The organism is Sutcliffiella rhizosphaerae, from assembly GCF_917563925.1.
In the GTDB taxonomy this organism is placed as follows: domain Bacteria; phylum Bacillota; class Bacilli; order Bacillales; family Bacillaceae_I; genus Sutcliffiella_A; species Sutcliffiella_A rhizosphaerae.
The window spans coordinates 1-26,412 of record NZ_CAKJTJ010000006.1 but is presented as its reverse complement, the minus strand read 5'-3'; the positions used below and the strand labels follow the sequence as shown (position 1 = coordinate 26,412).

The following is a 26,412-nucleotide window of genomic DNA, read 5'->3' as shown; positions in this document are numbered from 1 at the left end:
TTAAATTCCTCCTCATTTAACATTACTTTTCCTATTTATAAAACGGAAACTTATACAGTTTCTCCTGCACGAAGTTTATCGGCAATCTCATCTATTTTACGAAGCCTATGGTTAATACCAGATTTGCTGATGGCACCTCCAGATACCATTTCCCCAAGTTCTTTAAGTGTGACATCCTGGTAATTAACACGAAGCTCTGCAATTTCTCTTAATTTTTCAGGGAGTACTTGCAGACCAACAGTACTATCAATAAATCGAATATTTTCCACCTGCCTAATCGCTGCACCAATGGTTTTATTCAAATTAGCTGTTTCGCAGTTTACGAGCCTGTTTACTGAATTGCGCATATCCCGGACAATCCGAATATCTTCAAATTTTAGCAATGCCTGATGGGCACCAATAATATTTAGGAATTCTGCTATTTTTTCCGCCTCTTTAAGATAGGTAATATAGCCCTTTTTACGCTCTAATGTTTTACTATTTAGATGAAACATATTCATCAATTTACACAAAGACTCGTTGTGCTCATGGTAGAGTGAAAAAATTTCTAGATGATAGGAGGAAGTTTCGGGATTGTTGACTGATCCTCCAGCTAAAAAAGCACCACGCAAATAGGAACGCTTACAACATTTTTTAGCGATAAGTTCACTGGATATATCTCTTACAAATGTAAAACCATCTTTTAGAATATTTAATTGATCCAAAATATAATGGGCTTGCTCGGCGTAACGTACGATATAGACGTTGTTCTTTTTTAAGCGCATCTTTTTACGAACTAAAAGCTCCACACTTACATCGTATATCTTTTTAGTCAATGTATAGATACGGCGGGCAATAGCAGCATTTTCAGTTTGAATATCGAGAATCAATTTTCGGTTTGAAAAGGATAATGAGCCATTCATTCTAATTAATGCTGCAAGTTCTGATTTGACACAACAATCTTTTATTTCAATGGTTGTTAGTTCTTTTTTCGTTTCAGAAGCGTAGGACATCTTATTCACCCCCTGTAGCGTTTTGCTTTTGAAATGTTACCTTTTTCGATTGTTGTCCACATTCAACATAGAAAACAACAAGCCCGCTACTTTTTGGGTATCATGGCGGATGACGCCATCCTCGTATCGGATAATTTTATCATGTACAATTTCGAGTCCCATTTCGGAAAGAACCGCAATGTCATAGACAACAGGTGTAGCAAATTCTTTTTTATATCGCGTTGCAATATCTTCAGGTATATCTTCCTCATTTACCAATATGGTATCCAAGAATGAGCAACCCATATGTTCATATAAAGCTTTTACATGATCGCTAGCTGTATAATCTAATGTTTCACCAGCTTGTGTCATAACATTACAGATATATACTTTTTTTGCTTTAGAGTTAGCTACTGCTTCTCCTATATTCGGTACAAGCAAATTCGGTAAAATGCTAGTGTAAAGACTTCCCGGACCTATAATCAAGAGATCTGCATGTTGAATTTCCTCTACTGTCTCTCTTAATGGTTCAACCTTTTCAGGCGTTAAAAATACTCGTTTTATTTTTTGCCCTGAAGCAGGAATTTTTGATTCTCCTGTAACAACAGAACCATCAGCCATCTCTGCATGTAATACTACACTTTGATTAGCGGCAGGGAGTACCTTTCCACGTACATTCAACACCTTGCTCATTTCTCGTATTGCATGAACAAAATCACCAGTGATTGTGGTCATTGCGGCAAGTAATAAATTCCCTAGAGAATGACCCGATAGCCCATTTCCAGTTGCGAAACGATGCTGAAACAAGTCTTCTATTAACGGTTCTACATCAGACAGAGCAGCAAGAACATTACGAACGTCACCAGGCGGGGGTATGTGCAATTCATCACGTAAACGGCCAGAGCTTCCTCCATCATCAGCGACTGTTACTACCGCAGTAATATCTACATCATAATGCTTTAGACCACGTAACAGTACTGGGAGCCCAGTTCCTCCGCCAATGATAACGATTTTCGGCAGTTTCTGTCGTTTCATTATGCTTTTCCCTTTCGCTTCTCAATATCTCTATGTGTAAGGAGTGTATCATACTCATCCTTAAAATGCTTTGCAAAATATTCAGCAAGCGTAACGGAGCGGTGTTGTCCCCCTGTACATCCAATCGCTAAAACGAGCTGACTTTTCCCTTCCCGTTTGTAATAAGGAAGCATAAAGCTCAATAAGTCTTCAAGTTTCTCAACGAACTTCTGCGTTTCCGACCATTTTAAAACATAGGAGGAAACTTCCTCATCCAATCCTGTCATCGGTCTCATATGATCAATATAATGAGGGTTTGGCAGGAAACGGACATCAAATACCAAATCAGCGTCAATTGGTAATCCGTACTTAAAGCCGAAGGAAACGACATTTAATTTGAACGTTTGTTTTGAGTGAGTAGCAAATTGTTTGAGGATTTTCTCTCTTAGTTCACGCGGTTTCAAGTTGGAAGTGTCTAAGATTAATTGGGCACGCCCCTTCATCTCTTCTAATAATTCACGTTCATATTCAATTCCTTCAAGAGGCAGACCAGATTTGGCCAAAGGGTGCGACCTTCTCGTTTCTTTATAGCGGGATACAAGGACAGAATCATTTGCATCAAGGAATAATATCTGAGGTGTCACCCAAGAAAGCTCCGAAATATCATCCAATGCTTCGAACAGGCTTTCGAAGAATTCTCGTCCACGGAGATCCATTACTAAAGCTACTTTATTCATTTTGTTTCCGGATTCCTCCATCAGCTCCAAAAACTTAGGTAGCAAGGTTGGAGGAAGATTATCTACACAGAAAAAACCTAAGTCCTCTAGACTTTGAATGGCAACTGTTTTCCCTGCACCACTCATTCCTGTAATAATGACTAATTCCACATCACTGCTAGAGCCTTTACTCATGATGTTCACTCCTTTCATTTAGTTTGGATCAAGCCTGTAGGACAATAGCTCAAAATCCGGTGTATATGTAAATGTCCCATAAATCATACCGGTACCTTTAATGAGATACTCAAGAATATGATAATCACCAGGTGCCATTGGGAGCTTTCCAATCTCTTCCTGCATATGCCAATCTATTTTTCCTTCTTCCGAATCTTTCACATTTTGTCCATCAAACTCTGTTGCAAGGAACGAAAACATCATCCACTCTGAAATAATGTCATTCCCATCTTTTATTAAAAATGTAAAAACACCCTTCAATGCAGGGTTTTTTAAATAAATTCCCGTTTCTTCTCGATATTCTCGCACTACAGAATCCTTTACAGATTCACCGTGCTCCATTTTTCCTCCAGGTGCAACCCACCAGCCACGACGTGGTTTTTGCAATAGTAGCACTTGGTCTTCTTTTAATAGTACACAATTTGTTACTCGTTGCATGGTTACAACCCCTTTTATTTCGGTGAAAACTTTATTTATCTATTTATATAGATATTACAGACTGGTACAAAGACAAATTTTTTTAAGTTTTGCATTTAACTGTTGATATTCGTTACAGACGCTTCGCTTTCCACGGGAGTATTCCTGTCTTTCACTACGATCAACATGGGAATTGCATTAATTAAATAAAAATATATTGATCTACTCACTAATATATCTTGCTTCCCTTAAGAAGCTTTTTGGCTCTTTCGTCTAAGGTGCTTACCGACAGCAATACTTCTCATAGGAGAAAACAAATCTTATCAAATAAAAAAAGAGCCTAGTGTGTCATTTTTATTTTACAGGAAAACAACAGAATTAAATACAATAAAGTTCAACAAATTATAGAACTCTCAAGTAAGGTATCGATTTCAATTACTTGAAAACGCTCTTTTACTCATTTTAGCCTTCTTTTACTAATTATACAATGATATACAAAAACCTTCTATTCCGATCAGATTAATTATAAAAAGGCATAAAAAAAGGACACGGGAAAAAGGGAACCCGTGTCATCCACTATATTTATAAAAGGGGGTCAATTACTATTAATATAATAACCCATAATTGTTTCAGTGCTGTTACAAGTGCATTAAAGGGTAGTTACGATTTGGTTAAATGGATGTTTCGACAAGATAATTTATAGTTCGACATACCTATTACTTAGTCGTATTGGCCTTTAATTCTTCCACAAGTTCTTCTATATAATGTTGGGCGCTTTGGGCAGCAATACTTCCGTCACCTGTCGCTGTTACAATTTGGCGAAGTGTTTTTTCGCGGATATCACCAGCTGCGAAAATACCAGGAATTTTTGTTTCCATGCGTTCATTCGTTTCAATATAGCCCATATCATTAGTAATCCCAAGGTTTAAGAATGGCTTTGTTAATGGCAACATTCCAACATAGACAAACACACCATCTGTTTGGAATTCCTGTTCAGTATCATCTTTAGTGCTCACTAATGTCACACTTCCAACTTTACCATCTTTTTCGTTAATTTCTTTTATTGTATGGCTCCAAATGAAGTCAATTTTGTCGTTATCGAAAGCACGTTGCTGAAGTATCTTTTGAGCACGAAGTTCATCTCGGCGATGAACAATCGTAACCTTGGATGCGAAGCGAGTTAAGTAAACTCCTTCTTCAACCGCTGAATCCCCTCCACCAACAACGACAAGTTCTTTATTCTTGAAAAATGCACCATCACAAACAGCACAGTAAGAAACCCCACGTCCACCAAGTTCTTTTTCACCTGGTGCACCGATTTTTTTGTACTCTGCACCACTAGAAATAATCACCGAACGACCTTTGTATGATTTACTTCCGGCATTCACCGTTTTATATTCTTTTCCATCAATTACTTCTTTTACATCTCCATATGCATACTCTGCACCAAACTTCTTCGCATGCTCAAACATCTTTGTAGAAAGTTCTGGCCCAAGAATGTGATCGAACCCTGGGTAGTTTTCTACTTCCTCTGTGTTTGCCATTTGACCCCCAGGCATACCACGTTCAATCATCAAGGTGCTCAAATTTGCTCGTGATGTATAAACCGCTGCAGTCATACCTGCTGGCCCTGCCCCAATAATTATCACATCATACACTTTCTCTTCAGTCATGTTGCTCACTCCTTTAAACAAGTTGTTACTTATAAGACTAACTTTTCAGCTAATTTACGTTTGCTACTTTATGAATACTAATTAAAAGTATTCCCAGTTACTATCCTATATAACAGCTGAACTAGAGTCCAACTTTCTGCTCATGATATCAACAAATGAAAAACCGGAACCAAAAGGTACCGGCTTTACTAAATACGCAAAATTATAAAAGCTTATTGATCTAGAAACTGTTCTAGCTCTACTAATTCTTTGCTATATTTTCTGACGGAAACAACAGATACCTCAAACAGATAAGAGATCTCTTTTTGCGACATCTTTTTGTCTTGATTTTTGTACCAGTTATAGGCAAAGCCTGCTGCAAATCCATGATAATTTTCAAATGAAACAGTTAGATTGCTACTTCTCACTTTTGTGTAGAAATGATGCCAATCGATGATAAGAGATTGTTGCAGCACCTTATCTAGATAAAGGGAAGCAATAGCATAAGCATTTTTGATGCTAAGAGGTACATCATTGTTACAACTAATAGCATACTGCATATATTCCTTTATAGACTGAGTTTGGAGAGGTCCTTCCAACTGTTTCTTCATAAATTGAAAAGCATCTTCTCCATCTTTTTTATCCTTTAACCTACTAGTAAAGAATATATATGCTAAAAGCTCTCCCTCTTCTTCTTCCGTAGCGTCCTTATGCACGTTCCAAGGTGCTTCTCCCTCTTTTTCGGGGTTTAATGCCATAACCCTAGCCCATGCTTGTTCTGCAACTGCTTGATGACCCACATGAAATGCGGAGGAAGCAAGCCAGTAATAAAAGGTGCTGTCTCCTTGAAACCCATTTTTTTGTAAAGTGCGAAGCCATTTATATGCCATTTCATCTCTGCCAATCATTCCGAAAGTAGCACCTAATTTGTAGCGATGTTCTACTAAAATTGGATTTACTTTTTCCAACTTATTCGCTAACTTCTCGACTTCATCATCTTTGTGTTCTTTATAATAGAAGACAACTAAATTACATAATGCATGAAGATTGCCTGGATTTTCTTCAAGAATATCCTCAAGCACTTCACATGCACGATCCGTATTCCCTTTATAAAAGTGAGCCAATGCCAAGTTATTATAAGCAGACCAGAACTGAGGATACTCAGTAATTATTTTTTCGAGTAACAAAATAGCCTCATCCAATTCGCCATTCTCTAGAAGCTCTTTCGCTTTCTCTTGCATGATGATTAATTGGTCTTGACCATCTTCTATATTTCCTTCTTCATCTGCTTCAATTTCAAGTAAATCCAATAGGTCATCTATGTCCTCAATAAATTCACCATCTGGCTCTAATTCCATATAAAGCTCTGCATGCTTTCTCGCTTCTTGGAACAAACCAAGGAAGGCAAAATTGTTTGCCAAAAAATAATGACAGTCATTCATGCCAGGAGCAAGATCATCTAAAATCGATAGCAAATACTCATTAGAGCGCTGATATTCACCTAACTCCGTTAACACGATCGCCAGCTGACACATGACGGATGCATCATTAGGATTAATGGTTTCTGCACGTTGCAGCCACCTTCTTGCTTTATATAAATCACGCTTTCTATAAGCACGAATACCTTTTTGGTAAAAATAATCGCCATTCTGAGCAAATGGGATGACCTTCGCTTCCGGTTTTACATTCGAATATTTTCCCATTTTAGCCTCCATTACTACATTCTTAACCTACGTAGTATAACATAACCGACCATTGAAAGACAGATGGGAATTTTGGAAGCTAATTCCGTTAAGGAAAAGGGTCTGTTTTTATTATTTTGTGATAGAAATTTGAAAGGTTAATATAGGATTGTTTAGGAAAACAACAGGTGTTTTCCATAAAATTAGTATTCGAAGAATAGATAGAAACAGGAGAGGGAACCACCCAACATATAGATACAAATCAAATCGTGCATGCTGCCAAGAATAACCGCAATTTTTGGTCACTGCTACAATTTATCGATAAAGTCGAGGAATTTATCGATAACGGCTCCCAATATATCGAATAAGTCACTGAAAATATCCATAACCGCTCCCAAACTATCGATATACCCATGAAAATATGCATAAATCCAGCGAGCAGCTCTAAATCATACCTACGCCGCCAAAAATAACAACGAATATTGGTTAGTGCTCCAAAAGTTAAAAAATAGCTCTGTTACTTACCGCTTCCATGGCGCTCTGTTAGAACTGCCAATACTTCTTCAAGGTTGACGTCTTGTTCACGCAGTAGCACCATTACATGAAAAAGAAGATCTGCTACTTCCCAGGTGAGCTCGCCTTTATCGCGATTTTTTGCAGCGATAATGACCTCGGCGGCTTCTTCTCCTACCTTCTTCAATATTTTATCGACCCCTTCAGTAAAAAGGTATGTCGTATAAGAGTCTTTTGGCCTTTTGTCCGCACGGGAAGCAATCACCGTTTCAAGTTGAGCCAAAATCGATGCGTGGAAGGAATTATCCATTTCCCTAGTTTCCAAAATTACATCATGGAAACAACTTACCTCTCCTTTATGACATGCAGGTCCATTCGGTTCGACTAGGAGAAGGATAGCGTCTTGATCACAATCATAACGCATTCCCACTACCTTCTGTGTGTTCCCAGAAGTCGCACCCTTATGCCAAAGCTCCTGCCTAGAACGGCTCCAGAACCAGGTTTCCCGCGTATCTACTGTTTTTGCAAGGGATTCGCGATTCATATACGCTAAGGTTAGTACCTCTTTAGTCACAGCATTTTGAACAATGGCAGGGACAAGTCCTCTTTCATCAAATTTCACTCTTTCTAATTGAATCATCGAACAGGCACCCCTTTTTCTCGTAAATAGTTTTTCACTTCTTTTACGGATGTTTCTTTATAATGGAAAATGGAAGCGGCAAGTGCGGCATCGGCAACTCCATGATCAAAGATTTCAAGAAAATGAGCTGCATTTCCTGCACCACCTGATGCAATGACCGGAATTCTGATTGCTTCACTCACTGCTTTCGTCAAAGCGATGTTATAGCCCTTCTTCTCTCCGTCACTGTCCATACTTGTCAAAAGAATTTCTCCCGCACCAAGGCGGGCCGCTTCTTGTGCCCAGGCAACAACCTCCCAATCTGTCTCTCTGCGTCCACCGTGTGTATAGACTTTCCACGAATTGATGCTTTCATCATATTTCGCATCAATAGCCACGACAATACACTGAGAACCAAAGAAATCTGCCCCGACTTTAATCAGTGTTGGGTTTAATAATGCAGCAGTATTTAATGAAACTTTGTCAGCACCTGCGCGAAGCATTCGTTTCATATCATCAATTTTGTTAATCCCTCCACCCACTGTAAAAGGAATAGCTAAAGTTGCAGCGACCTGTTCCACTACATCCACCATCGTTTCTCGACCTTCATGAGAGGCAGAAATATCGAGGAATACTAGTTCATCAGCGCCCTCCAGATCGTAGAATGCTGCCAGTTCGACCGGGTCCCCAGCATCACGTAATTCCACAAACTGTACACCCTTTACAACACGGCCATCCTTTACATCTAAGCAGGGGATTATTCGTTTCGTCAGCATTTAATACACCTCTTTTAACGCACTAGCCAAATTTATTTTATTCGTGTAGATTGCTTTGCCAACAATGGAACCTGCAACACCTTCAGCCGAAAACTTTCGAAGTTTTTTTAAATCCGCAGTCGAACTTACCCCACCAGAGGCAATGACAGCAACACCAGTCACTCGTGCTAGTTCAACGGTTGCCTCCACATTCGGGCCTGATAACATGCCATCTGTAGCGATGTCTGTAAAAATAAACGTCTTTGCTCCAGCATCTGCAAGTTCTTTACCAAGGAGAGTTGCCTTGACGGTTGATGTTTCCATCCACCCTTCCGTGGCAACATATCCATCCTTGGCGTCCAATCCAATCGCAATCTTCGAGCCATACTTGGAGAGCATTTCACGAACAAAACTAGGTTGGTGAATGGCTGCGCTACCTAAAATAACGCGGTCAACTCCTTGAGATAAATAGTACTCTACATCTTTAGCTGAGCGAATTCCTCCGCCTATTTGCACACGTACGTTTAATTCACGGGCAACCTGCAACACAAAACGGTCATTCACAGGATTTCCAGCCTTTGCACCGTCAAGATCGACCATATGTATCCATTTTGCTCCTTGTTCCACAAACTGTGATGCCATCTCATATGGAGAGTCCCCATAAACCGTTTCTTTCGTGTAATCTCCCTGCAGCAGACGAACACATTTTCCATCACGCATGTCGATAGCAGGATAAATAGTAAAACTCATATTATCGCTCCTCTTCCTTTACCAGCTTTACAAAATTTCGCAAAATGGACATTCCGACAATGCTGCTCTTTTCAGGATGAAATTGAGTACCAAACACATTTCTTCTGCCTACAACTGCAGGTACTTGAACGTCATATTCACTGCTAGCAAGCAATTCTTCATTTTTATAATCTTTTACATAATAGGAATGTACAAAGTATACGTAATCCTCTGGAACACGATTTAGAATGGGAGAATCTTGATGAAAGTTTAGCTTGTTCCATCCCATGTGTGGAACCTTATAATTCAACCCACTACCTTTGGACACACCTGGAAAACGTTCCACTTTCCCATTTAACAATGATAAACCTTCTGTAACGCCATTCTCTTCACTTTCTTCATATAACAGTTGCATGCCAAGACAAATTCCTAGCAGTTTTTTCCCCCTGACTGCTTCACCCTTAATAAATGTGTCCAATCCCGTTTTCTTTAAGATTGACATCGCATCCTTGAAGGAACCAACACCAGGAAGAATCAATCCATCTGTGTCAAAAAGGACCTCCTGTTCATTGGAAATGATATAATCCACATTCAACCTCTCCAATGCTTTGCTGACACTATACAAGTTCCCCATTCCATAATCTATGATGCCAATCATTTATAACATTCCCTTCGTGGACGGTACTCCTTTAATACGAGAATCAGTGGTCGTTGCTTCATCAAGTGCTCTGCCTAGTGCTTTAAAAATTGCTTCAATAATGTGGTGTGTGTTCGTTCCATAGTGGACAATCACGTGCAGGTTCATACGCGCCTCAAGTGCCAGCTTCCAGAGAAATTCATGAACAAGCTCTGTATCAAATGTCCCTACCTTTTGGCTTGGAAAGTCAGCCCTTATTTCAAGATGCGGACGATTACTTAAATCCACCACCACCTGTGCAAGTGCTTCATCCATTGGAACAAAAGCATTTCCATATCTTTTTATCCCCACTTTATCCCCAAGTGCATCCTTTACTGCTTGCCCAAGGCAAATACCAATATCTTCTGTTGTATGATGATCATCAATATCCACATCCCCCTTTGCCTGGAGGTCTAAATTGAATTGCCCATGTTTCGTGAATAAATCCAGCATATGGGTCATAAAAGGGACAGGTGTCTCAAGCTTTGCTTCCCCCTCACCATCCACTGAAAAAGTAAGCTGTATCTGTGTTTCATTAGTGTTTCTTTTGATACTTGCTGTTCGTGTCATCTTGACTTCCCCTCACTTTTTGTTCATTTAAATCTCGATTCAACTGCCCTTGCATGTGCTTCCAAGCCTTCCAATCTGGCAAAAGCAGCAATCTTATCCACAGAATCAATTAATGCTTGTTCACTATACATGACAATACTTGATTTTTTTATAAATTCATCCACAGACAACCCGCTAGAAAAACGAGCGGTACCGTTTGTTGGAAGTACGTGGTTTGGTCCTGCAAAATAATCCCCAATCGGCTCAGAGCTGTATCTACCAAGAAATATTGCTCCTGCATGCTTGATATATGGTAAAAGATTCATCGGTTCAGCTGTCATCACTTCTAAATGCTCAGGTGCCAATTCATTCACAACATGTAAGGCTTCCTTCATTGAACTAGTAATATAAATTGCTCCGTACTCCTCTAATGCGGCTCTTGCAATAGACTCTCTTGGAAGATCGACCAATTGCTTTTCTACCTCCACCTTCACTGCCTCTGCAAGCAGTTCAGAAGTTGTTACTAGAACACTAGATGCCCGCTCATCATGTTCTGCTTGAGAAAGGAGGTCAGCTGCAATTTCATTGGCTTTTGCCGTGTCATCTGCCAGTACGACAATTTCACTTGGTCCTGCAATACTGTCGATATCCACCATTCCATACACTTCTTTTTTTGCTAGAGCAACAAAGATATTCCCAGGGCCTACTATTTTATCCACAGCTTTAATGGTTTCCGTTCCATATGCAAGAGCTGCAATTGCCTGTGCACCACCTACTTTGTAGATTTCTTCTACTCCTAAAATATCGGCAGCAACTAACACTCCTGTGGGCAAGGAACCATCCGATGCAGGTGGACTTACCATCGCTATCCGCTCTACACCAGCTACCTGTGCAGGAATCACGTTCATCAGAACAGATGATGGATATGCCGCTTTCCCACCAGGTACATATACTCCAACCGCATCGAGCGCTGTTACTTGTTGCCCTAGAATGGTACCATCTTGCTTTGTGGATAACCATGATTGCTTGACTTGTTTTTGGTGAAAATTGCGTATATTCTCCGCAGCTTCGTGAATAATGGGGATAATTTGTGGAGAAATATCTTGATATGCTTGCTCTATTTCAGCTTTTGATACTTTCAAGGTGGATAACTTGGCTCCATCCCATTTTTCTGTATAAGTAAATAACGCATTATCCCCAGCTTCTTTTACGTGCTCGATCACATTCAGTACTGCTTTTCTCTGCACTTCCGTTCCCTGATCTAAAGAACGGCGTAATGATACAGTCCCCTCGATTTTATTTATTTTCATCTCTTTAATCCTCCTCAACAACTGAAGCTAATCGGTTAACAAGCAAATCAATTTGCTGATCTTTCAGACGGTAGCTTACTGGATTAACAATAAGTCGTGATGTGATATCCACAATACGTTCGAATTCTACTAAACCGTTTTCCTTTAATGTACGCCCTGTGGATACAATGTCCACAATCCTATCTGACAAACCGATTAAAGGTGCTAGTTCAATGGAACCATTAAGTTTAATTATCTCCACCTGCTCCCCTTGTTCACGGTAGTAGCTTGAGGCAATGTTCGGATATTTTGTTGCAATCTTAGGTGCTACATCTTTCATTTCCGTTCCGGGAAGTCCTGCCACCGCCAGATAACATTCACTTATTTTCAGATCTAATACTTCGTATACATCCCGCTCCTCTTCTAGCATGACATCTTTCCCAGCAATCCCGATATCCGCAACTCCTTGCTCCACGTAAGTCGCGACATCCATCGGCTTTGCTAAAATAAATCGCATATTTTCAGCTGAAACGTCGATAATTAATTTTCGAGAATCTTCAAGGTCAGGAGGAATTTGATAACCCGCTTTCACCATCAAGGCTGCTGCATCTTGAAAAATTCTCCCTTTTGGCATAGCAACTGTCAGTACGCTCATCATTCGCTCTCCTTTCTTGTTTTTCCAAGAAAAAAGGTAACCTCAGCGAATGAAGCAGTACAAGCATCTACATTCTCTACTCCGGCAATATCCTGAAGTATCACTTTTTCCCCGTCTTTACGCTTTTGATTAGCAAAAGCAATGGCCTCCATCCTTCTCTCCTGACTGAATAAAATACCATGAATAACAGGCTCCAATTTTTTCACTTCGATTGCTTCTAATAGTCGATCAAGATTGATGCCAAAGCCTGTCGCAGATTGTTCACGGTCAAATTTCTCAAACAATTTATCGTAGCGGCCACCATTACCAATTGGAAAGCCTACATTATCTGCATAGGATTCAAACACAATGCCAGTATAGTAGCTCATATGACTGACGATAGTTAAATCCAGCTTCACAGCATCCGTCACTCCGTAAGCTTTAAGCATGGTCCAAAGTTGGTCCAAATCTTCCAACGCATTTTTTCCTGCTTCTCCTTCTAGAACTTCTTTGGCCTGTTGAATATTTGAAAAATCCCCTCTTAGTTTTAGTAAATGCAACAATCTCCTTTTATCAATGGAGGATAGAGGTAACTGTTTTACATGCTCCCGGTAACCTACATAATTTTTCTCGTATAAAAATCTTCTTAATGTTGCTGCTCGCTCTTCTGTACCGACTATCTCAAGGAATATCCCATGTAAAAACCCGATATGACCAATAGCGATGGTGTACGTTTTAACATTTACTTTTTGTAAAAGTGACACCATTAAAGCTATCATTTCTGCATCTGCACTGATGGATCTATCCCCAATACATTCAGTTCCAATTTGCTCAAATTCCGCCGGTCGACCCGCTTCATTTTGCTGAGCTCGAAATACATTTGTAGAATATGCAAGTCTTTGTGGATAGCCATCATTTTTAAGTCTGGATGCCGCTACCCTTGCGATTGGTGCGGTCATGTCTGGTCTAAGTACAAGTGTATGACCCTGTTGATCGAGCAATTTAAAGAGCTGTTGATCTAGAATAGCAGATGCTTCCCCTACTGTTTCATAGTATTCCAGTGTCGGAGTCTCCATAAATTGATAACCCCATTGACCAATTTCTCTTATCATCTTATTTCTCACACTTTTTTTAGCTTCGTATAAAGAAGGAAGCGTATCCCGCATTCCTAATGGTTTCTCAAACATAAATGGTTTTGTCATGAGTGGATAGCCACCTTTTTAAAATAATTCCGAATACTTTAGTTCACTAATATGGTAATATACTAACAAAATGAAGCGGATAGGTCAAGGCACTATACTAACTTTGAATAGAAAAAACAGAAGATACCTCTCTGCTAAAAGAAGTGCTCACTCTTTCGTAAATACTTCCCTTTTTCTATTTCCCTCATTTATTCATTTGGATACCTAACCTGACGTAAAAGCCTTTTAAAGGCCCACTTTTTCTACTTTTCCTATAGATCAAATGTCAACTTAACTGAATTATTTAGAATAATCATTTCTATGCTTTTCCCGACTAAAAGAGACAAAAAAAAAGCCGGATGGAAATTGGCATTTTCCATCCAGCTTATTGGAAGAGCTTTATAGCTTCAATCGCTCTTGCATTTCTTCTTTCGTATAGATGACTCGCATTGGATTCCCTCCGACAAAGGCTCCTTCTGGGACGTCTTTATGTACTAGTGTACCGGCAGATACGATGGCACCGTCTCCAATGACCACTCCAGGGAGGATGGTTGTATTCGCACCGATCATGACCTCACTGCCAATTTGGACATCACCGAGACGGTATTCCTTTACTAAATATTCATGTGCAAGAATGGTTGTGTTATAACCGATGACTGTATTGCGGCCAACACTAATCTTTTCTGGAAACATAACATCTAGCATGACCATTAGCGCGAAAGAGGTCTGGTCGCCTACCTTCATGCGTAAGAAGGTACGAAAAAGCCAGTTTTTCATTCCAAGAAAAGGAGTATACCTCGCAAGTTGAATGACGATGAAATTTTTCACCACTTTTATAAAAGGTACCGTTTTATACACATGCCATAGGGAGTTTGCACCTTCGACAGGGAAACGGGTTGTTCTTCTACTCACCCTTGTTCACTCCGACAATTGGTAACAAATCTTCCATATGTCTCAGCATGTAATCAGGTTCAAAGGTTTGCAGATATTCCACACCTTTGATTGTCCAGCTTACTGCTGCTGTTTTTGTTCCAGCATTTTTCCCTGCTAAAATATCGTGATAATTGTCCCCAACCATAATGGCTTCTTCCGGCCTGGAGTCAAGCTGCTGAAGTGCCAGGTGAATCGGTTCTGGATCTGGTTTGGCATTGGTAACATCGTCTAAGCAGACAACTATTTCAAAAAATTGATCAAGTCCTGTAAGCTTTAGACCCATAACTACTGTCTGTCGCATTTTGGTTGTGACAATTCCAAGTTTCAACCCTTTTTCATGAAGAAGCTTGACAGTTTCGTAAACCCCTTCAAACTCCTTTACCAATTCATCATGTTTAGCCATATTGAAATTACGGTAATAGGTCACCATCTCTTCCACGTTTGCTTCATCCATTTTTACGAATGTTTCGTAAAGAGGTGGACCGAGAAAAGGGAGTACATCATTCCGCTGATACTTGTCAGGATAGTAATAATTCAAAGTGTGAAGAAATGATTCAATAATCAAATCATTTGTATCAATTAATGTGCCGTCTAAATCAAATAGTACTGTATTGATCGTCATAAGATTGCTTCCTTTCCTTTAGCAAGTTCCATTCGTTTCCAAATATAAGCAACAGCAATAGTTAACACCACAGCTGTGACAATGCGAATTAATAGTAATGGCCAAACAGGGATACCGAGCGGGATAAAGATTAATGTATCTTCTATTACGGCATGGCAAGCGACAAGAAAAATAAAGGCCAATGTAATATCCTTCTTGCTTACATTATCTTCTTTTACAGCCTGAATCATTACTCCAGCTCCATATGCAAGTCCAATAAGTAATCCGGCAGCCATGGTGGTTGAGGTGTTTTCTTTCATTCCAAGCATTCTAGTAAATGGACTCATCCATTTAGAAAACATGTTGAGCCAACCGAGCTCTTTCATGTACTGAACGATAATCATTAGTGGGATAACGATGATTGCTAACTGGAGTATTCCCATTAATCCACGTTGGGTTGCATCCAACAATATTGGAAAGAAACCGCTGACTGCCTCATCTGATTTTGCAATCATTCCATACTTAGCAAGCTCTCCGCCACCATTCCAAGCTAGATTAATAATAATTCCAGCGAAAAAGGCAAGTCCCAGTCTAACAGCTAGAATCACCCAAATTTTTATGCCTACCTTAGCGGCAACTGATGACTCAATCAACAAGTTATGGGAAAAAGAAAGCATCACCGCTAAAATAAAGACTTCTTTTACCGTAAGATCTAATGTAAGAATGGCTCCAATACCTGCGTAGAGATTTAGAAAATTCCCAATAACCAATGGAATCGCAGCCTCTCCAGAGAGACCGAATATCCCCATTATCGGTGCAATTGCCTGTATGATATATTGCAGTATTGGCGTATGTTGAAGGATACCAACTAAAAGAGTCACTGGAAAAATAACTTTTCCAAGAGTCCATGTTGTTTTCAATCCAACCATAAGTCCCCGTTTAAATGTTTGTAACATGATGCTCTCCCCCCGAAACATCGCTTACTTTGTTGTTTCTATTTTTGTATTGGTTTCAGGATCAAGGTAACGATGAGTAGCATACCCTAAAACTCTTCGAACAATAATGAGTGTAATGGAAAGAATGATGAGTGCGATAGAGATAACTTGTGCAATCATTAAGTTTTCCGTAAGCATTAAGCTGTCTGTTCGTAATCCCTCTATAAAAAAGCGACCAATAGAATACCAAATGACATAGCTTAAGAAAAGTTCTCCACGCTTCAGGTTTACTTTTCTTAGTAATAATAACAGCCCAAATCCAACTATATTCCAAAGTGATTCATATAGAAAAGTCGGGTGGTAATAGGTGCCATTGATGTACATCTGATTGACGATAAATTCCGGCAGATGTAATCCTTCTAAAAACTCTCTTGTCACAGGACCTCCATGTGCCTCTTGGTTCATGAAGTTCCCCCAGCGACCAATCGCTTGCCCAAGAATAATGCTTGGTGCTGCAATGTCTGCTAGTTTCCAGAAGGAGAGTCCTCTGACTCTGGCAAAAACAACACCTGTTGCAACAGCACCGATGAGACCGCCATGGATGGCAAGTCCACCTTCCCAAATTTTTATGATATCCCCAGGGTTTTGAGAGTAATGATCCCATTGAAAAATAACATAGTATAGACGGGCACAAATAATAGCAATTGGTATTGCAAACAAGACAAGATCTACAAAAATATCTTTATTAAGACCTCTTTTTTCACCTTCTTTTGTGGCTATCCATAACCCAAGCAGTGCACCTGTTCCTATAATCGCACCATACCAGTAAATGGTGATTGGCCAATTGATAAGAATCGGATCCAATGGCTGAATGTTTCCAATTAGCATATTCCCCACACTCCATCTTCTTTTTAAACTATATTTTTAAATGTCTTCTTGCTCGCTTTCACTATTGATTACACCTGATAAACGGTTGGAGAACTGTTCAGCTGCATTCATTCCCATCCGTTTCAAGCGGAAGTTCATTGCTGCCACTTCAATAATTACTGCCAGGTTTCGACCAGGTCGTACAGGAACCGTTAGCCTAGTTATTTCTGTATCAATAATTTTCATTTTTTCTTCATCGAGGCCCACTCGGTCATACTGTTTGTTCTTATCCCACAATTCAAGGTTTATGACAAGTGTTATCCGTTTATAACTTCGGATGGCACCTGCACCAAATAATGTCATGACATTAATAATGCCTAGTCCTCTAATTTCGAGCAGATGCTCAATTAGTTCCGGAGAGTTTCCAATAAGGGTATCTGTATCTTCCTGTCTAATTTCCACACAATCGTCTGCCACAAGTCTGTGACCTCTTTTAACCAATTCTAATGCTGTTTCACTTTTCCCGACACCGCTTTTCCCTGTAATGAGTACTCCAACACCGTAAATGTCTACAAGAACCCCATGAACAGCTGTTGTTGGTGCAAGCTTCCCTTCTAGGTAGTTGGTCAAATGTGAGGACAACCTAGTTGTTTTCATTGGCGATCGCATGAGTGGGACACTTTCGTATTCTGCTGCCTCTATTAATTCAGGTGGCACTTCCATATCTCTTGATACGATAATACCAGGTGTGATATCTGTACAAAGCTGACTCATCCGTTCCTTTTTCTCTTTAGGAGTCAGCCTTTCAAAAAAGGATAGTTCTGTTTTTCCAAGTAACTGAATCCGTTCTGCTGGATAATATGTAAAAAAGCCTGCTATCTCAATTCCAGGACGGGAGATATCACTCGTTCCAATTGGACGATTAATTCCCTCTTCCCCACTTATTAATTCAAAATGAAATTTCTCTATCAAGTCCTTTGTCCGAACCTTTGGCACTGTAAAGCCCTCCTTCGTGTTTCAAACACATCATGGAACATCTAACTTTAATCTTTTCTCATTTTAGCACTATTTGTCTTATTTATTAAGTAGGGAGGGTTGTGAAACTCATATAACGTAAAAAAGCAAGCCTAGTAAACACCAGGCCCGCATCTAATCAAGTCAATTTCTCTTTTGTAAAGGCTCCACAACTACTTTTTGAATCAATACGTTTAGGAGGGAGATGACAATTGCCGCCAAAATTGCGGTTCCAAAGCCATCAATATTAAAAGCATCCCCCATTAATGCAGCTGTCAGCATAAGGGTCACTGCATTGATGACGAACAAAAAAAGTCCGAGACTCAATACCGTTACCGGTAAAGTCAAAATTACTAGAATTGGCTTCACGATGGTATTCAAAACTGCCAAGATAAGACTGGCAACAATTGCAGCTCCTACTCCGCTCAGTTCAAATGAATCAAAGTAGCCTGCCACAACGATTAATACTAATGCATTGATGAGAATACTCAGAAACCATCTCATTAATGTACTTCATTCGCTTCGTTTGGCATTAGGAACGTAAGGACAAAGTACGTAAGAATCAATGGAAAGATGCCTGTCGGGAATAATAGGATGACAAAAATGACTCGTAATAGAGTAGAATCCAATCCAATATATTGGGATAATCCTCCTAGTACTCCCGCAAGCTTTCTGTCATTTTTAGAACGTATAAGTTGTTTCATTCAGCTTTCACCTCGTATGGTTTAATTAGTATGGATCCTGTTGTAGTTTCTGCCATGATGTAGGTTAACGGCGAATTTTCTTTATTAGCTTTGAAATGAAGGGCTTTTTGAACCACTTCATTTTTCTCCTCGACCACATCCATTCCCGGAATTTCACAAGTGAAACTTCCAAGGTTTGTTTTAAGTTCAGCCTCTACCGCATTATCTGTGGAAAGGAATAGGTCCACGCTTCCTGTTTTCGTTTTAGCTAGAATCGAGCGTGCCGCACTTCCTGTCAATTCCCCGACAACATTTCCATTAAAGCTCTGCAAATCAAGTTTTTCAATATCGCCTTTTACTTTTAACATTCCATTAATCGTTTCGGCTTCCAATTCTTTTGAATTGCAATCTGTTAGCCTTATATGGCCGTTTGCTGTCTCTACTTCCATATAATCACTCGTTAATCTGTTCCACGTAATCGAGCCATTAGCAGATTTGAGCTTCATGGACTTTACATGTAAACCTTCCCCGTCAATCGGTCCATTAAACATACGTACATGTAGATTATCATATTCTCGCTCAGGTACATAAACCGTTGCCTGTACCTTAATGTGTTTCTTTTGAACAGAGAATCGAAGTTTACCCGCCTCGATGGAGAATAACACTTCACTTAAAAATGCTTTTCTTGCATCGTCTTGAGAATTTTCTTCGTATACTTTTGCTTCACATTCTATTTTCACATCATTCTCCTGCCAAGGCACTACTTTCACAGAACCATTTGCCACATCTAAGTCAATCTGTTGTAGATGTACATCTGATTGTTGGAAAATATGTTGAATCGAAATGGATGGTCCAAAGTTAAAATCAAGATCTAGATCTTTTATCTTTTGTAAGGCGCTTCCCACGAAGTCCATAATATTGTTTTTAAAAGAGGAGGCCTGCTTTTCAAATTTTGCTTTATCAAAGGAACTTCCACTTTTTCTTGAATTAGAGCTCGAAAAAATATTCGTGGATAACGCTTGAAAAATATTATCTTCTGCTTCCTCGGAACCTTTTGCATCTCTAGCAAGCTCAGATACGATTTCATCCTGTTTCGAGCGTTTCTCTTCACTATTTTTCTCCAAACTCTCCAATAAAATAATCGCTTCTTCTGCAGTAAGTTTTCCTTCCTCCACCAGCTTTAAAATGCGTTTACGTTCTTCCATATGATAATTCCTCCTCTTCCTTATTTACGTTTCATTGAATTGCTCTATTATTAAATACGATTCACAACTAAAAAAGTTTCAAACTTCTATACTCTCATTGTCGCATAAATCATACTTTTTTGTCTCAGACCCCCGCAGTATTTTTAAGCCGTAACAACTAAGCCTCAAGTCTTATCATGTCTTCTTTGAAGCAATAGATCTTAACATGTTATAATGAATATTCATTTTGGATATAGATGATGGAGAAGGAGTGATAGTATGGATTTTATTATGGACCATTTGCTGACGATTATTATTGTTCTTATCGTTTTGTTTGTAGTGATTCCTTTCTTAAAAAGCTTATTATCCAAATTGCTGATAATAGGACTCGTACTTGCAGGGTTAATATTTTTTGGTGTGTTGGGACCCGACTTTACTGAATCCTCCTCTAATTATGTGGAATCTACCATTCGACCAGTTGTTATGAACGAAATAGATCTGGCTGATTTTCAATACGATAACAAAACAAAAGAGTATATTATTCAGAGTGCTTCCTTTCATTTAAAAGGACAGCTGAATGAAAATATCGGAGAAATCCGCTTCCGGGATAATACGTACGAAATGGATGTTCGTTTCTTACAGGATATTATTGAGAGGAAGGTAAAAGAACACGAGATAAATTAAGACGAGGTTAAAGGAAGGGTGATTTTTCCATCTTGATGTCTTAGCTTATAGTATTGAGGGTCTAGGTAAGTTAGACACTGTCTAACAGAAAACTACTTTTTTAAACAGTAATAAAAGGATGGTGGCTACTAGAAACCACCATCCTCTTTTTATGCCTTGCTTGTTTCTACTTGCTTGACCTTTTGTTCCATTCGGTCACGGTCACGCAGTAATATTGGACGTAAATATTGTCCTGTATAGGATGCTTCGACTTCAATCACCTCTTCAGGTGTACCTGTAGCAATGATCGTTCCACCCTTATCCCCGCCTTCAGGACCGAGATCTATCATATAGTCCACCGCTTTAATGACATCCAGGTTATGCTCAATAACAAGGACCGTATCCCCATTCTCAACAAGTCGTTGTAATACTTTAAGCAATCTTGAAATGTCATCCACATGAAGACCCGTCGTCGGCTCATCAAGAATATAGAGAGAGCGTCCTGTGGAGCGTCGATGGAGCTCTGATGCTAATTTTACCCGTTGTGCTTCTCCTCCTGAAAGGGTTGTTGCAGGTTGCCCAAGCGTAATATAGCCAAGCCCCACATCGTAAATCGTTTGTAGTTTACGATTTATTTTAGGGATATTCTCAAAGAAGCTGACAGCATCTTCAACAGTCATCTTTAAGATATCATCAATGTTTTTCCCTTTATATTGGACCTCCAACGTCTCACGATTATAGCGTTTGCCGTGGCACACTTCACAAGGAACATAGACATCGGGAAGGAAATGCATTTCAATTTTAATAATTCCATCCCCTCGGCATGCTTCACATCGTCCACCTTTGACATTGAAGCTAAAGCGACCCTTTTTATAGCCGCGTACCTTCGCTTCATTCGTAGAAGCAAAAACATCACGAATATCATCAAATACTCCTGTGTATGTGGCAGGGTTAGACCTTGGCGTCCTTCCGATTGGAGACTGGTCGATATCTATCACTTTATCAAGATAATCAATGCCTGTTATTTCTTTATGTTCTCCAGGTTTTGTTTTTGCGTTATGCAGTCGTTGTGCCAATGCTTTATGAAGAATCTCATTAATAAGGGTACTTTTCCCTGAACCAGACACTCCGGTAACAGCAACAAAACAGCCAAGAGGAATTTTCACATTTACATTTTTTAAGTTGTTTTCATTTGCACCTTTAATTTCAAGAAAGCGATCGTTTACTATTTTGCGTTCTATTGGAAGTGGAATGAACTTTTTACCAGATAGATATTGCCCTGTTAAAGATTTCTTATCATTCATCACTTCTTCAGGCGTCCCTGCAGATATTACTTGACCACCATGTACTCCTGCTCCAGGCCCGATATCAAGCAAATAATCCGCCGCAAGCATTGTATCTTCATCATGCTCAACGACAATTAACGTATTTCCGATATCCCTCATATTTTTCAGTGTTTGTATAAGACGGTCGTTATCTCGTTGATGAAGGCCGATCGATGGTTCATCCAAAATATAAAGAACGCCTGTTAAGCGAGAACCAATCTGGGTGGCGAGACGGATACGCTGTGCCTCTCCTCCTGACAGGGTACCTGCTGCTCTGCTCATTGTTAAATAATCAAGACCGACATTGTTTAAGAAGCCTAACCGTTCTTGAATTTCACGAAGAATCATGTTCGCGATTTTCCGTTCCTTTTCCGTAAGGTTTAACTGATTAAAGAAATCAATTGCTTCCACAATGGAGAATTTCGTCACATCTCCTATATGCTGTTGATTTATTAAAACAGACAAAGCCTCTAGCTTCAATCGGTTACCTTTACATGCTGGACAAGGCTGCTGCGCCATGTATTTTTCCATTTGCTCACGAATATAGTCAGAGCTTGTTTCCTTATACCGTCTTTCCACATTGGGGATAACTCCTTCAAAGTGGATATAGCTTTCTCGCACTTGTCCGAAGTCGTTTTCAAAACGGAAGTAGATTTCCTCTTTTCCACTTCCATAAAGGACTTTTTCCAAAAGATTCTTTGGTATTTCATTAACGGGTACATTCATTTCAATACCGTAATGGTTACAGACCGCTTCTAGCATTTGTGGATAATATTGTGAGCTAGTTGGCTCCCATGGAGCAAGTGCGTGCTCTTTTAAGCTCAGGTTCCTATTAGGGATGACCAGATCTACATCTACCTCAAGTTTTGTGCCTAAGCCATCACACTTTTGACATGCTCCATATGGACTGTTGAACGAAAACATTCTTGGTTCCAATTCTCCAATTGAAAATCCACATTGTGGACATGCATGATGCTCACTAAAAAGAAGTTCTTCTTCTCCCATAATATCCACAATGACTTTTCCTTCACCTAATCGTAATGCTGTTTCCAAAGAGTCAGAAAGTCGGGTTTCCACACCTTCTTTTACGATAATTCGATCAATTACCACTTCAATGGAATGTTTTTTATTCTTCTCGAGTTCAATCTCATCTGTTACTTCAAGCATTTCTCCATTTACCCGGATTCGGACATACCCTTGCTTCTTGATGTCTTCCATTGTTTTTACATGAGTACCCTTTCGTCCCTGCACAACAGGTGAGAGAATCTGCATTTTTGTACGTTCTGGGTACTCCATAATCCGATCAACCATTTGCTCTATAGTCTGGGATGAGATTTCTATTCCGTGTTTTGGACATGTTGGTCGTCCCACTCTTGCGAAAAGCAGACGCAAATAGTCATATATTTCCGTTACTGTACCTACTGTAGATCTAGGATTACGGCTTGTTGTCTTCTGATCGATGGAAATGGCTGGTGATAGTCCTTCAATAGCATCCACATCAGGTTTATCCATCTGACCAAGAAACTGACGTGCATATGCGGATAGAGACTCAACATACCTGCGTTGACCTTCTGCATAAATGGTATCAAAGGCAAGAGAGCTTTTCCCCGAACCAGAAAGCCCTGTTAGCACCACAAGTTTATCACGTGGTATCGTTACATCAATATTCTTAAGGTTATGGGCTCTGGCCCCTTTTACTACGATTTTATCCATTGCCATCCTTTTGTCATCCTTCCGCTTTAAGCTCTAATAGGAGATCACGAAGCTCTGCAGCACGTTCGAAATCTAGAGCTTTTGCAGCATCTTTCATCTCCTGCTCCATGCTTTCTATGAGCTTTTCTCTTTCTTTTTTGTTCTTCGGTCTCAGTGGTGCCGGTACTTTTCCTTCATATTGGCCCTCATCTTCTGCAACCATAGTGGCTCTGATTAACTCAGGCACTTTTTTCTGAATCGTCGTTGGTGTAATTCCATGTTTTTCATTATACGCTTCTTGAATTTCTCGGCGCCTTTTTGTCTCATTAAGGGCGATATCCATTGACTTTGTGATTTTATCAGCATACATGATGACTTTACCGTTCGCATTTCGTGCGGCACGCCCTATTGTTTGAATCAATGAACGCTCAGAACGAAGAAAGCCTTCTTTGTCTGCGTCGAGAATGGTAACAAGAGAGACTTCCGGAATATCTAGTCCCTCTCTTAAAAGGTTGATGCCAACTAGAACATCATGTTTCCCAAGTCGAAGTTCACGAATGATCTCAATGCGCTCAAGCGTCTTGATTTCCGAATGTAAATAAGCCACTTTAATGCCAAGTTCCTTCAAATAAGCTGTAAGATCTTCTGACATTTTTTTCGTTAACGTAGTAACTAAGACTCTTTCGTTCTTTTTGGTGCGATCATTTATTTCTCCAATAAGGTCATCAATTTGTCCTTTAATTGGCCGTACTTCAATTGTTGGATCTAATAATCCTGTTGGACGAATAATCTGCTGTACCATTTTTGGCGAATGATCTAACTCATACGGACCCGGTGTTGCCGAGACATACAGAAGTTGGGCAGTCTTTTCTTCAAACTCTTCAAATCTTAACGGGCGATTATCCTTTGCAGAAGGAAGTCTGAATCCATGGTCCACAAGCACCTGTTTTCTTGCCTGGTCCCCGTTAAACATTCCCCTAATCTGAGGCAGCGTTACATGGGACTCGTCAATGACTAACAGGAAATCCTTTGGAAAGAAATCCATCAAAGTATATGGAGTGGAACCAGCTGGCCGTAATGTCAAATGACGGGAATAATTTTCAATTCCAGAACAGAAGCCCATTTCTGCCATCATTTCTAAATCATAGCGAGAACGCTGTTCAAGGCGCTGTGCTTCCAAAAGCTTTCCTGCTTCACGCAGTTCCGCTAATCTTTCCTCTAGCTCTGCCTGAATATTAACAATCGCTTTTTTCATTTTTTCTTCACGGGTAACGAAGTGGGATGCAGGGAAAATAGAGACATGATTGCGGTCTCCAAGTATTTCTCCTGTTAATGCATTTACTTCTCTTATACGATCAATTTCATCACCAAAAAACTCGACCCTAATACAATGCTCGTCTCGGGATGCAGGGAAAATTTCTACCACATCACCACGAACTCGAAAAGTACCGCGTTTGAAATCGATATCGTTTCTCGCGTATTGTATATCCACTAAATCACGAAGTAATGCGTTTCGTTCTTTTTCCATTCCTGTTCTCAGAGAAACGACTAAGTCTCGATACTCTTCTGGCGAACCTAAACCATAAATACACGATACACTTGCGATAATAATGACGTCTTGGCGCTCAAACAATGAAGCCGTTGCTGAGTGACGTAGCTTATCTATTTCATCATTAATGCTCGCATCTTTTTCAATGAAAGTATCTGTGGAAGGAACATATGCCTCTGGTTGATAGTAATCGTAATAACTAACAAAGTATTCCACAGCATTATTTGGGAAAAATTCCTTAAACTCACTATATAATTGTCCAGCCAATGTCTTGTTATGGGCAATAATTAGTGTTGGTTTATTGACTGCCTTTATCACATTTGAAACGGTAAAGGTCTTCCCAGTCCCTGTTGCTCCCAGAAGTGTCTGATGTTTTTTTCCATTTTTAATACCTTCCACTATCTCGGCTATTGCAGTCGGTTGATCGCCACCTGGCTTATACCCTGACACTAACTCAAACTGTTCCATCCACGAAGTGCCTCCATTTCCGTACAATTGTTATCTATCAATATTCTATCATAATCCACCCTTAACACAAGAAAAATGCGAACTGATATTCGGTTTTTTTGTTTTCCACTACATTATGTATGTCTATACCCGTCCAAGTTGCGTTTAAAAGTGGTTTTTTATATTCTTATCATAGTCATGAAAAGAGATTAGAAAACTCATACTGGAGAGATTTATGTTGAATAAGATTTTAAGACTCGGATGGTTGGTAGCGCTAGTATTTAGTTTAACTGCCTGTTCACGAGATATTCCTGATACTTTGCTCCATCTGGACTACTTGGATGATCGTGCATTAGAGGCTCCTGAAACAGAACTGACATATAGCGAGATTGACGGTGAGTATGTTCATGATTTTATAAAAAGTAATAAGGATAAAGCAGTGCGATGGACAGCAACCGTTAGTAGGATAGAAAATGATTCGACCTTTGAGCTTAAGGAGCCTCTTCTGCCATCAATACTTGTAACATTTTCAGAGGAATTGAATCAACCACTGGAAGTTGGCGATATCGTTACATTTAAAGGTTTATTAATAGGCTATGGCGAGACATTTGGGAAAGATCCATTATGGGTAGTAAGACCAGCACATTTAGAGGAAACAACTGCAGATGAACTCGATGAATTGATAGAGTATCAAGAAAAAGCAAAGGAGAAGGTTAGGGATGAATCGAGATGATACTCAATTGCTTGTCGTAATTGGAATTTTATGTAATCGAGTAGGAGGGGGTGACTAACCCCCGACCTCTCACACCACCGTACGTACCGTTCGGTATACGGCGGTTCAATTAAAGTTGACGTAAACTTTCATATCTTGCATATAGACTTTTGAGC

At 39.7% G+C, this 26,412-nt stretch carries 26 protein-coding genes; 2 read left to right on the top strand and 24 right to left on the bottom strand.

The window, feature by feature from the left end; translation table 11 throughout:
• Window positions 1–50: 50 nt before the first annotated feature.
• From whiA to LRP81_RS07305, 22 genes are all read right to left on the bottom strand, one after another.
• Window positions 51–992: a DNA-binding protein WhiA gene (gene whiA, locus LRP81_RS07410; RefSeq protein ID WP_230500636.1), complete on the bottom strand. Its 942-nt coding sequence runs from the start codon at window positions 990–992 to the stop codon at window positions 51–53.
• A 36-nt stretch (window positions 993–1,028) separates the two neighbouring features.
• Complete coding sequence (locus LRP81_RS07405; protein WP_230500635.1) at window positions 1,029–2,006, bottom strand: gluconeogenesis factor YvcK family protein; 978 nt, start codon at window positions 2,004–2,006, stop codon at window positions 1,029–1,031.
• On the bottom strand, window positions 2,006–2,896 hold the full coding sequence (gene rapZ / locus LRP81_RS07400) for an RNase adapter RapZ (protein ID WP_230500634.1): 891 nt from the start codon (window positions 2,894–2,896) through the stop codon (window positions 2,006–2,008). The genes LRP81_RS07405 and rapZ overlap by 1 nt, the downstream gene beginning before the upstream one ends.
• Before the next feature lie 18 nt (window positions 2,897–2,914).
• Complete coding sequence (locus LRP81_RS07395) at window positions 2,915–3,373, bottom strand: 8-oxo-dGTP diphosphatase (protein ID WP_230500633.1); 459 nt, start codon at window positions 3,371–3,373, stop codon at window positions 2,915–2,917.
• A gap of 695 nt (window positions 3,374–4,068) precedes the next feature.
• Window positions 4,069–5,025: a thioredoxin-disulfide reductase gene (gene trxB / locus LRP81_RS07390; protein ID WP_230500632.1), complete on the bottom strand. Its 957-nt coding sequence runs from the start codon at window positions 5,023–5,025 to the stop codon at window positions 4,069–4,071.
• 212 nt (window positions 5,026–5,237) lie between these two features.
• A complete protein-coding gene (locus tag LRP81_RS07385) occupies window positions 5,238–6,707 on the bottom strand; it encodes a tetratricopeptide repeat protein (protein WP_230500631.1) in 1,470 nt (489 codons plus the stop codon).
• Between the two features lie 496 nt (window positions 6,708–7,203).
• Window positions 7,204–7,839 (bottom strand): bifunctional phosphoribosyl-AMP cyclohydrolase/phosphoribosyl-ATP diphosphatase HisIE, encoded by a 636-nt coding sequence (gene hisIE / locus LRP81_RS07380; protein ID WP_230500630.1) that lies wholly within the window; start codon window positions 7,837–7,839, stop codon window positions 7,204–7,206.
• Window positions 7,836–8,594, bottom strand: a complete 759-nt coding sequence (hisF, locus tag LRP81_RS07375) for an imidazole glycerol phosphate synthase subunit HisF (RefSeq protein WP_230500629.1) — start codon at window positions 8,592–8,594, stop codon at window positions 7,836–7,838. The genes hisIE and hisF overlap by 4 nt, the downstream gene beginning before the upstream one ends.
• Window positions 8,595–9,323 (bottom strand): 1-(5-phosphoribosyl)-5-[(5-phosphoribosylamino)methylideneamino]imidazole-4-carboxamide isomerase, encoded by a 729-nt coding sequence (hisA, locus tag LRP81_RS07370; RefSeq protein WP_230500628.1) that lies wholly within the window; start codon window positions 9,321–9,323, stop codon window positions 8,595–8,597. It lies immediately after the preceding gene.
• A 1-nt stretch (window position 9,324) separates the two neighbouring features.
• A complete protein-coding gene (hisH, locus tag LRP81_RS07365) occupies window positions 9,325–9,960 on the bottom strand; it encodes an imidazole glycerol phosphate synthase subunit HisH (protein WP_230500627.1) in 636 nt (211 codons plus the stop codon).
• Window positions 9,961–10,548, bottom strand: a complete 588-nt coding sequence (gene hisB / locus LRP81_RS07360) for an imidazoleglycerol-phosphate dehydratase HisB (RefSeq protein ID WP_230500626.1) — start codon at window positions 10,546–10,548, stop codon at window positions 9,961–9,963. It abuts the gene before it with no gap.
• A 23-nt stretch (window positions 10,549–10,571) separates the two neighbouring features.
• Window positions 10,572–11,837: a histidinol dehydrogenase gene (gene hisD, locus LRP81_RS07355; protein WP_230500625.1), complete on the bottom strand. Its 1,266-nt coding sequence runs from the start codon at window positions 11,835–11,837 to the stop codon at window positions 10,572–10,574.
• A 4-nt stretch (window positions 11,838–11,841) separates the two neighbouring features.
• Entirely contained in the window at window positions 11,842–12,474 is a 633-nt protein-coding gene (gene hisG, locus LRP81_RS07350; protein ID WP_230500624.1) for an ATP phosphoribosyltransferase, read from the bottom strand.
• Window positions 12,471–13,652, bottom strand: a complete 1,182-nt coding sequence (locus LRP81_RS07345; RefSeq protein ID WP_230500623.1) for an ATP phosphoribosyltransferase regulatory subunit — start codon at window positions 13,650–13,652, stop codon at window positions 12,471–12,473. The genes hisG and LRP81_RS07345 overlap by 4 nt, the downstream gene beginning before the upstream one ends.
• Before the next feature lie 378 nt (window positions 13,653–14,030).
• The gene (locus LRP81_RS07340; protein ID WP_230500622.1) at window positions 14,031–14,543 is read right to left on the bottom strand and encodes an acyltransferase; all 513 of its coding nucleotides are present in this window, start codon (window positions 14,541–14,543) and stop codon (window positions 14,031–14,033) included.
• On the bottom strand, window positions 14,536–15,186 hold the full coding sequence (ppaX, locus tag LRP81_RS07335; RefSeq protein ID WP_230500621.1) for a pyrophosphatase PpaX: 651 nt from the start codon (window positions 15,184–15,186) through the stop codon (window positions 14,536–14,538). Before ppaX ends, LRP81_RS07340 begins: the two co-directional genes overlap by 8 nt.
• Window positions 15,183–16,121 (bottom strand): nucleoside recognition domain-containing protein, encoded by a 939-nt coding sequence (locus tag LRP81_RS07330; RefSeq protein ID WP_230500620.1) that lies wholly within the window; start codon window positions 16,119–16,121, stop codon window positions 15,183–15,185. Before LRP81_RS07330 ends, ppaX begins: the two co-directional genes overlap by 4 nt.
• A gap of 24 nt (window positions 16,122–16,145) precedes the next feature.
• Entirely contained in the window at window positions 16,146–16,988 is an 843-nt protein-coding gene (lgt, locus tag LRP81_RS07325) for a prolipoprotein diacylglyceryl transferase (protein WP_230500619.1), read from the bottom strand.
• 36 nt (window positions 16,989–17,024) lie between these two features.
• On the bottom strand, window positions 17,025–17,963 hold the full coding sequence (gene hprK / locus LRP81_RS07320) for an HPr(Ser) kinase/phosphatase (RefSeq protein ID WP_230500618.1): 939 nt from the start codon (window positions 17,961–17,963) through the stop codon (window positions 17,025–17,027).
• Between the two features lie 162 nt (window positions 17,964–18,125).
• A complete protein-coding gene (locus LRP81_RS07315) occupies window positions 18,126–18,485 on the bottom strand; it encodes a phage holin family protein (protein ID WP_230500617.1) in 360 nt (119 codons plus the stop codon).
• Window positions 18,485–18,685: a PspC domain-containing protein gene (locus LRP81_RS07310; RefSeq protein ID WP_230500616.1), complete on the bottom strand. Its 201-nt coding sequence runs from the start codon at window positions 18,683–18,685 to the stop codon at window positions 18,485–18,487. The genes LRP81_RS07315 and LRP81_RS07310 overlap by 1 nt, the downstream gene beginning before the upstream one ends.
• Window positions 18,682–19,869, bottom strand: coding sequence for a DUF4097 family beta strand repeat-containing protein (locus LRP81_RS07305; RefSeq protein ID WP_230500615.1), 1,188 nt, complete (start codon window positions 19,867–19,869; stop codon window positions 18,682–18,684). The genes LRP81_RS07310 and LRP81_RS07305 overlap by 4 nt, the downstream gene beginning before the upstream one ends.
• Window positions 19,870–20,127: 258 nt before the next feature.
• Here LRP81_RS07305 and LRP81_RS07300 point away from each other — a divergent pair, with 258 nt between their 5' ends.
• Entirely contained in the window at window positions 20,128–20,532 is a 405-nt protein-coding gene (locus tag LRP81_RS07300) for a hypothetical protein (protein ID WP_230500614.1), read from the top strand.
• 149 nt (window positions 20,533–20,681) lie between these two features.
• Here the strand turns inward: LRP81_RS07300 and uvrA are convergent, their stop codons facing one another.
• Together uvrA and uvrB are read right to left on the bottom strand one after the other, a co-directional pair.
• Complete coding sequence (gene uvrA / locus LRP81_RS07295) at window positions 20,682–23,555, bottom strand: excinuclease ABC subunit UvrA (protein ID WP_230500613.1); 2,874 nt, start codon at window positions 23,553–23,555, stop codon at window positions 20,682–20,684.
• A gap of 7 nt (window positions 23,556–23,562) precedes the next feature.
• Window positions 23,563–25,545 carry an excinuclease ABC subunit UvrB gene (uvrB, locus tag LRP81_RS07290; RefSeq protein ID WP_230500612.1) on the bottom strand — a complete coding sequence of 661 codons (1,983 nt, stop codon included), beginning with the start codon at window positions 25,543–25,545 and terminating at the stop codon, window positions 23,563–23,565.
• 217 nt (window positions 25,546–25,762) lie between these two features.
• Here uvrB and LRP81_RS07285 point away from each other — a divergent pair, with 217 nt between their 5' ends.
• Entirely contained in the window at window positions 25,763–26,257 is a 495-nt protein-coding gene (locus tag LRP81_RS07285) for a hypothetical protein (RefSeq protein WP_230500611.1), read from the top strand.
• The last annotated feature ends 155 nt before the right edge of the window (window positions 26,258–26,412 follow it).

Excerpts from the sequence above, each read along its gene's own strand:
- whiA (WP_230500636.1), bottom strand. The coding sequence starts at position 992 with ATGTCCTACGCTTCTGAAACGAAAAAAGAACTAACAACCATTGAAATA.
- LRP81_RS07405 (WP_230500635.1), bottom strand. The coding sequence starts at position 2,006 with ATGAAACGACAGAAACTGCCGAAAATCGTTATCATTGGCGGAGGAACT.
- rapZ (WP_230500634.1), bottom strand. The coding sequence starts at position 2,896 with ATGAGTAAAGGCTCTAGCAGTGATGTGGAATTAGTCATTATTACAGGA.
- LRP81_RS07395 (WP_230500633.1), bottom strand. The coding sequence starts at position 3,373 with ATGCAACGAGTAACAAATTGTGTACTATTAAAAGAAGACCAAGTGCTA.
- trxB (WP_230500632.1), bottom strand. The coding sequence starts at position 5,025 with ATGACTGAAGAGAAAGTGTATGATGTGATAATTATTGGGGCAGGGCCA.
- LRP81_RS07385 (WP_230500631.1), bottom strand. The coding sequence starts at position 6,707 with ATGGGAAAATATTCGAATGTAAAACCGGAAGCGAAGGTCATCCCATTT.
- hisIE (WP_230500630.1), bottom strand. The coding sequence starts at position 7,839 with ATGATTCAATTAGAAAGAGTGAAATTTGATGAAAGAGGACTTGTCCCT.
- hisF (WP_230500629.1), bottom strand. The coding sequence starts at position 8,594 with ATGCTGACGAAACGAATAATCCCCTGCTTAGATGTAAAGGATGGCCGT.
- hisA (WP_230500628.1), bottom strand. The coding sequence starts at position 9,323 with ATGAGTTTTACTATTTATCCTGCTATCGACATGCGTGATGGAAAATGT.
- hisH (WP_230500627.1), bottom strand. The coding sequence starts at position 9,960 with ATGATTGGCATCATAGATTATGGAATGGGGAACTTGTATAGTGTCAGC.
- hisB (WP_230500626.1), bottom strand. The coding sequence starts at position 10,548 with ATGACACGAACAGCAAGTATCAAAAGAAACACTAATGAAACACAGATA.
- hisD (WP_230500625.1), bottom strand. The coding sequence starts at position 11,837 with ATGAAAATAAATAAAATCGAGGGGACTGTATCATTACGCCGTTCTTTA.
- hisG (WP_230500624.1), bottom strand. The coding sequence starts at position 12,474 with ATGATGAGCGTACTGACAGTTGCTATGCCAAAAGGGAGAATTTTTCAA.
- LRP81_RS07345 (WP_230500623.1), bottom strand. The coding sequence starts at position 13,652 with ATGACAAAACCATTTATGTTTGAGAAACCATTAGGAATGCGGGATACG.
- ppaX (WP_230500621.1), bottom strand. The coding sequence starts at position 15,186 with ATGACGATCAATACAGTACTATTTGATTTAGACGGCACATTAATTGAT.
- LRP81_RS07330 (WP_230500620.1), bottom strand. The coding sequence starts at position 16,121 with ATGTTACAAACATTTAAACGGGGACTTATGGTTGGATTGAAAACAACA.
- lgt (WP_230500619.1), bottom strand. The coding sequence starts at position 16,988 with ATGCTAATTGGAAACATTCAGCCATTGGATCCGATTCTTATCAATTGG.
- LRP81_RS07315 (WP_230500617.1), bottom strand. The coding sequence starts at position 18,485 with ATGAGATGGTTTCTGAGTATTCTCATCAATGCATTAGTATTAATCGTT.
- LRP81_RS07310 (WP_230500616.1), bottom strand. The coding sequence starts at position 18,685 with ATGAAACAACTTATACGTTCTAAAAATGACAGAAAGCTTGCGGGAGTA.
- LRP81_RS07305 (WP_230500615.1), bottom strand. The coding sequence starts at position 19,869 with ATGGAAGAACGTAAACGCATTTTAAAGCTGGTGGAGGAAGGAAAACTT.
- LRP81_RS07300 (WP_230500614.1), top strand. The coding sequence starts at position 20,128 with ATGGATTTTATTATGGACCATTTGCTGACGATTATTATTGTTCTTATC.
- uvrA (WP_230500613.1), bottom strand. The coding sequence starts at position 23,555 with ATGGCAATGGATAAAATCGTAGTAAAAGGGGCCAGAGCCCATAACCTT.
- uvrB (WP_230500612.1), bottom strand. The coding sequence starts at position 25,545 with ATGGAACAGTTTGAGTTAGTGTCAGGGTATAAGCCAGGTGGCGATCAA.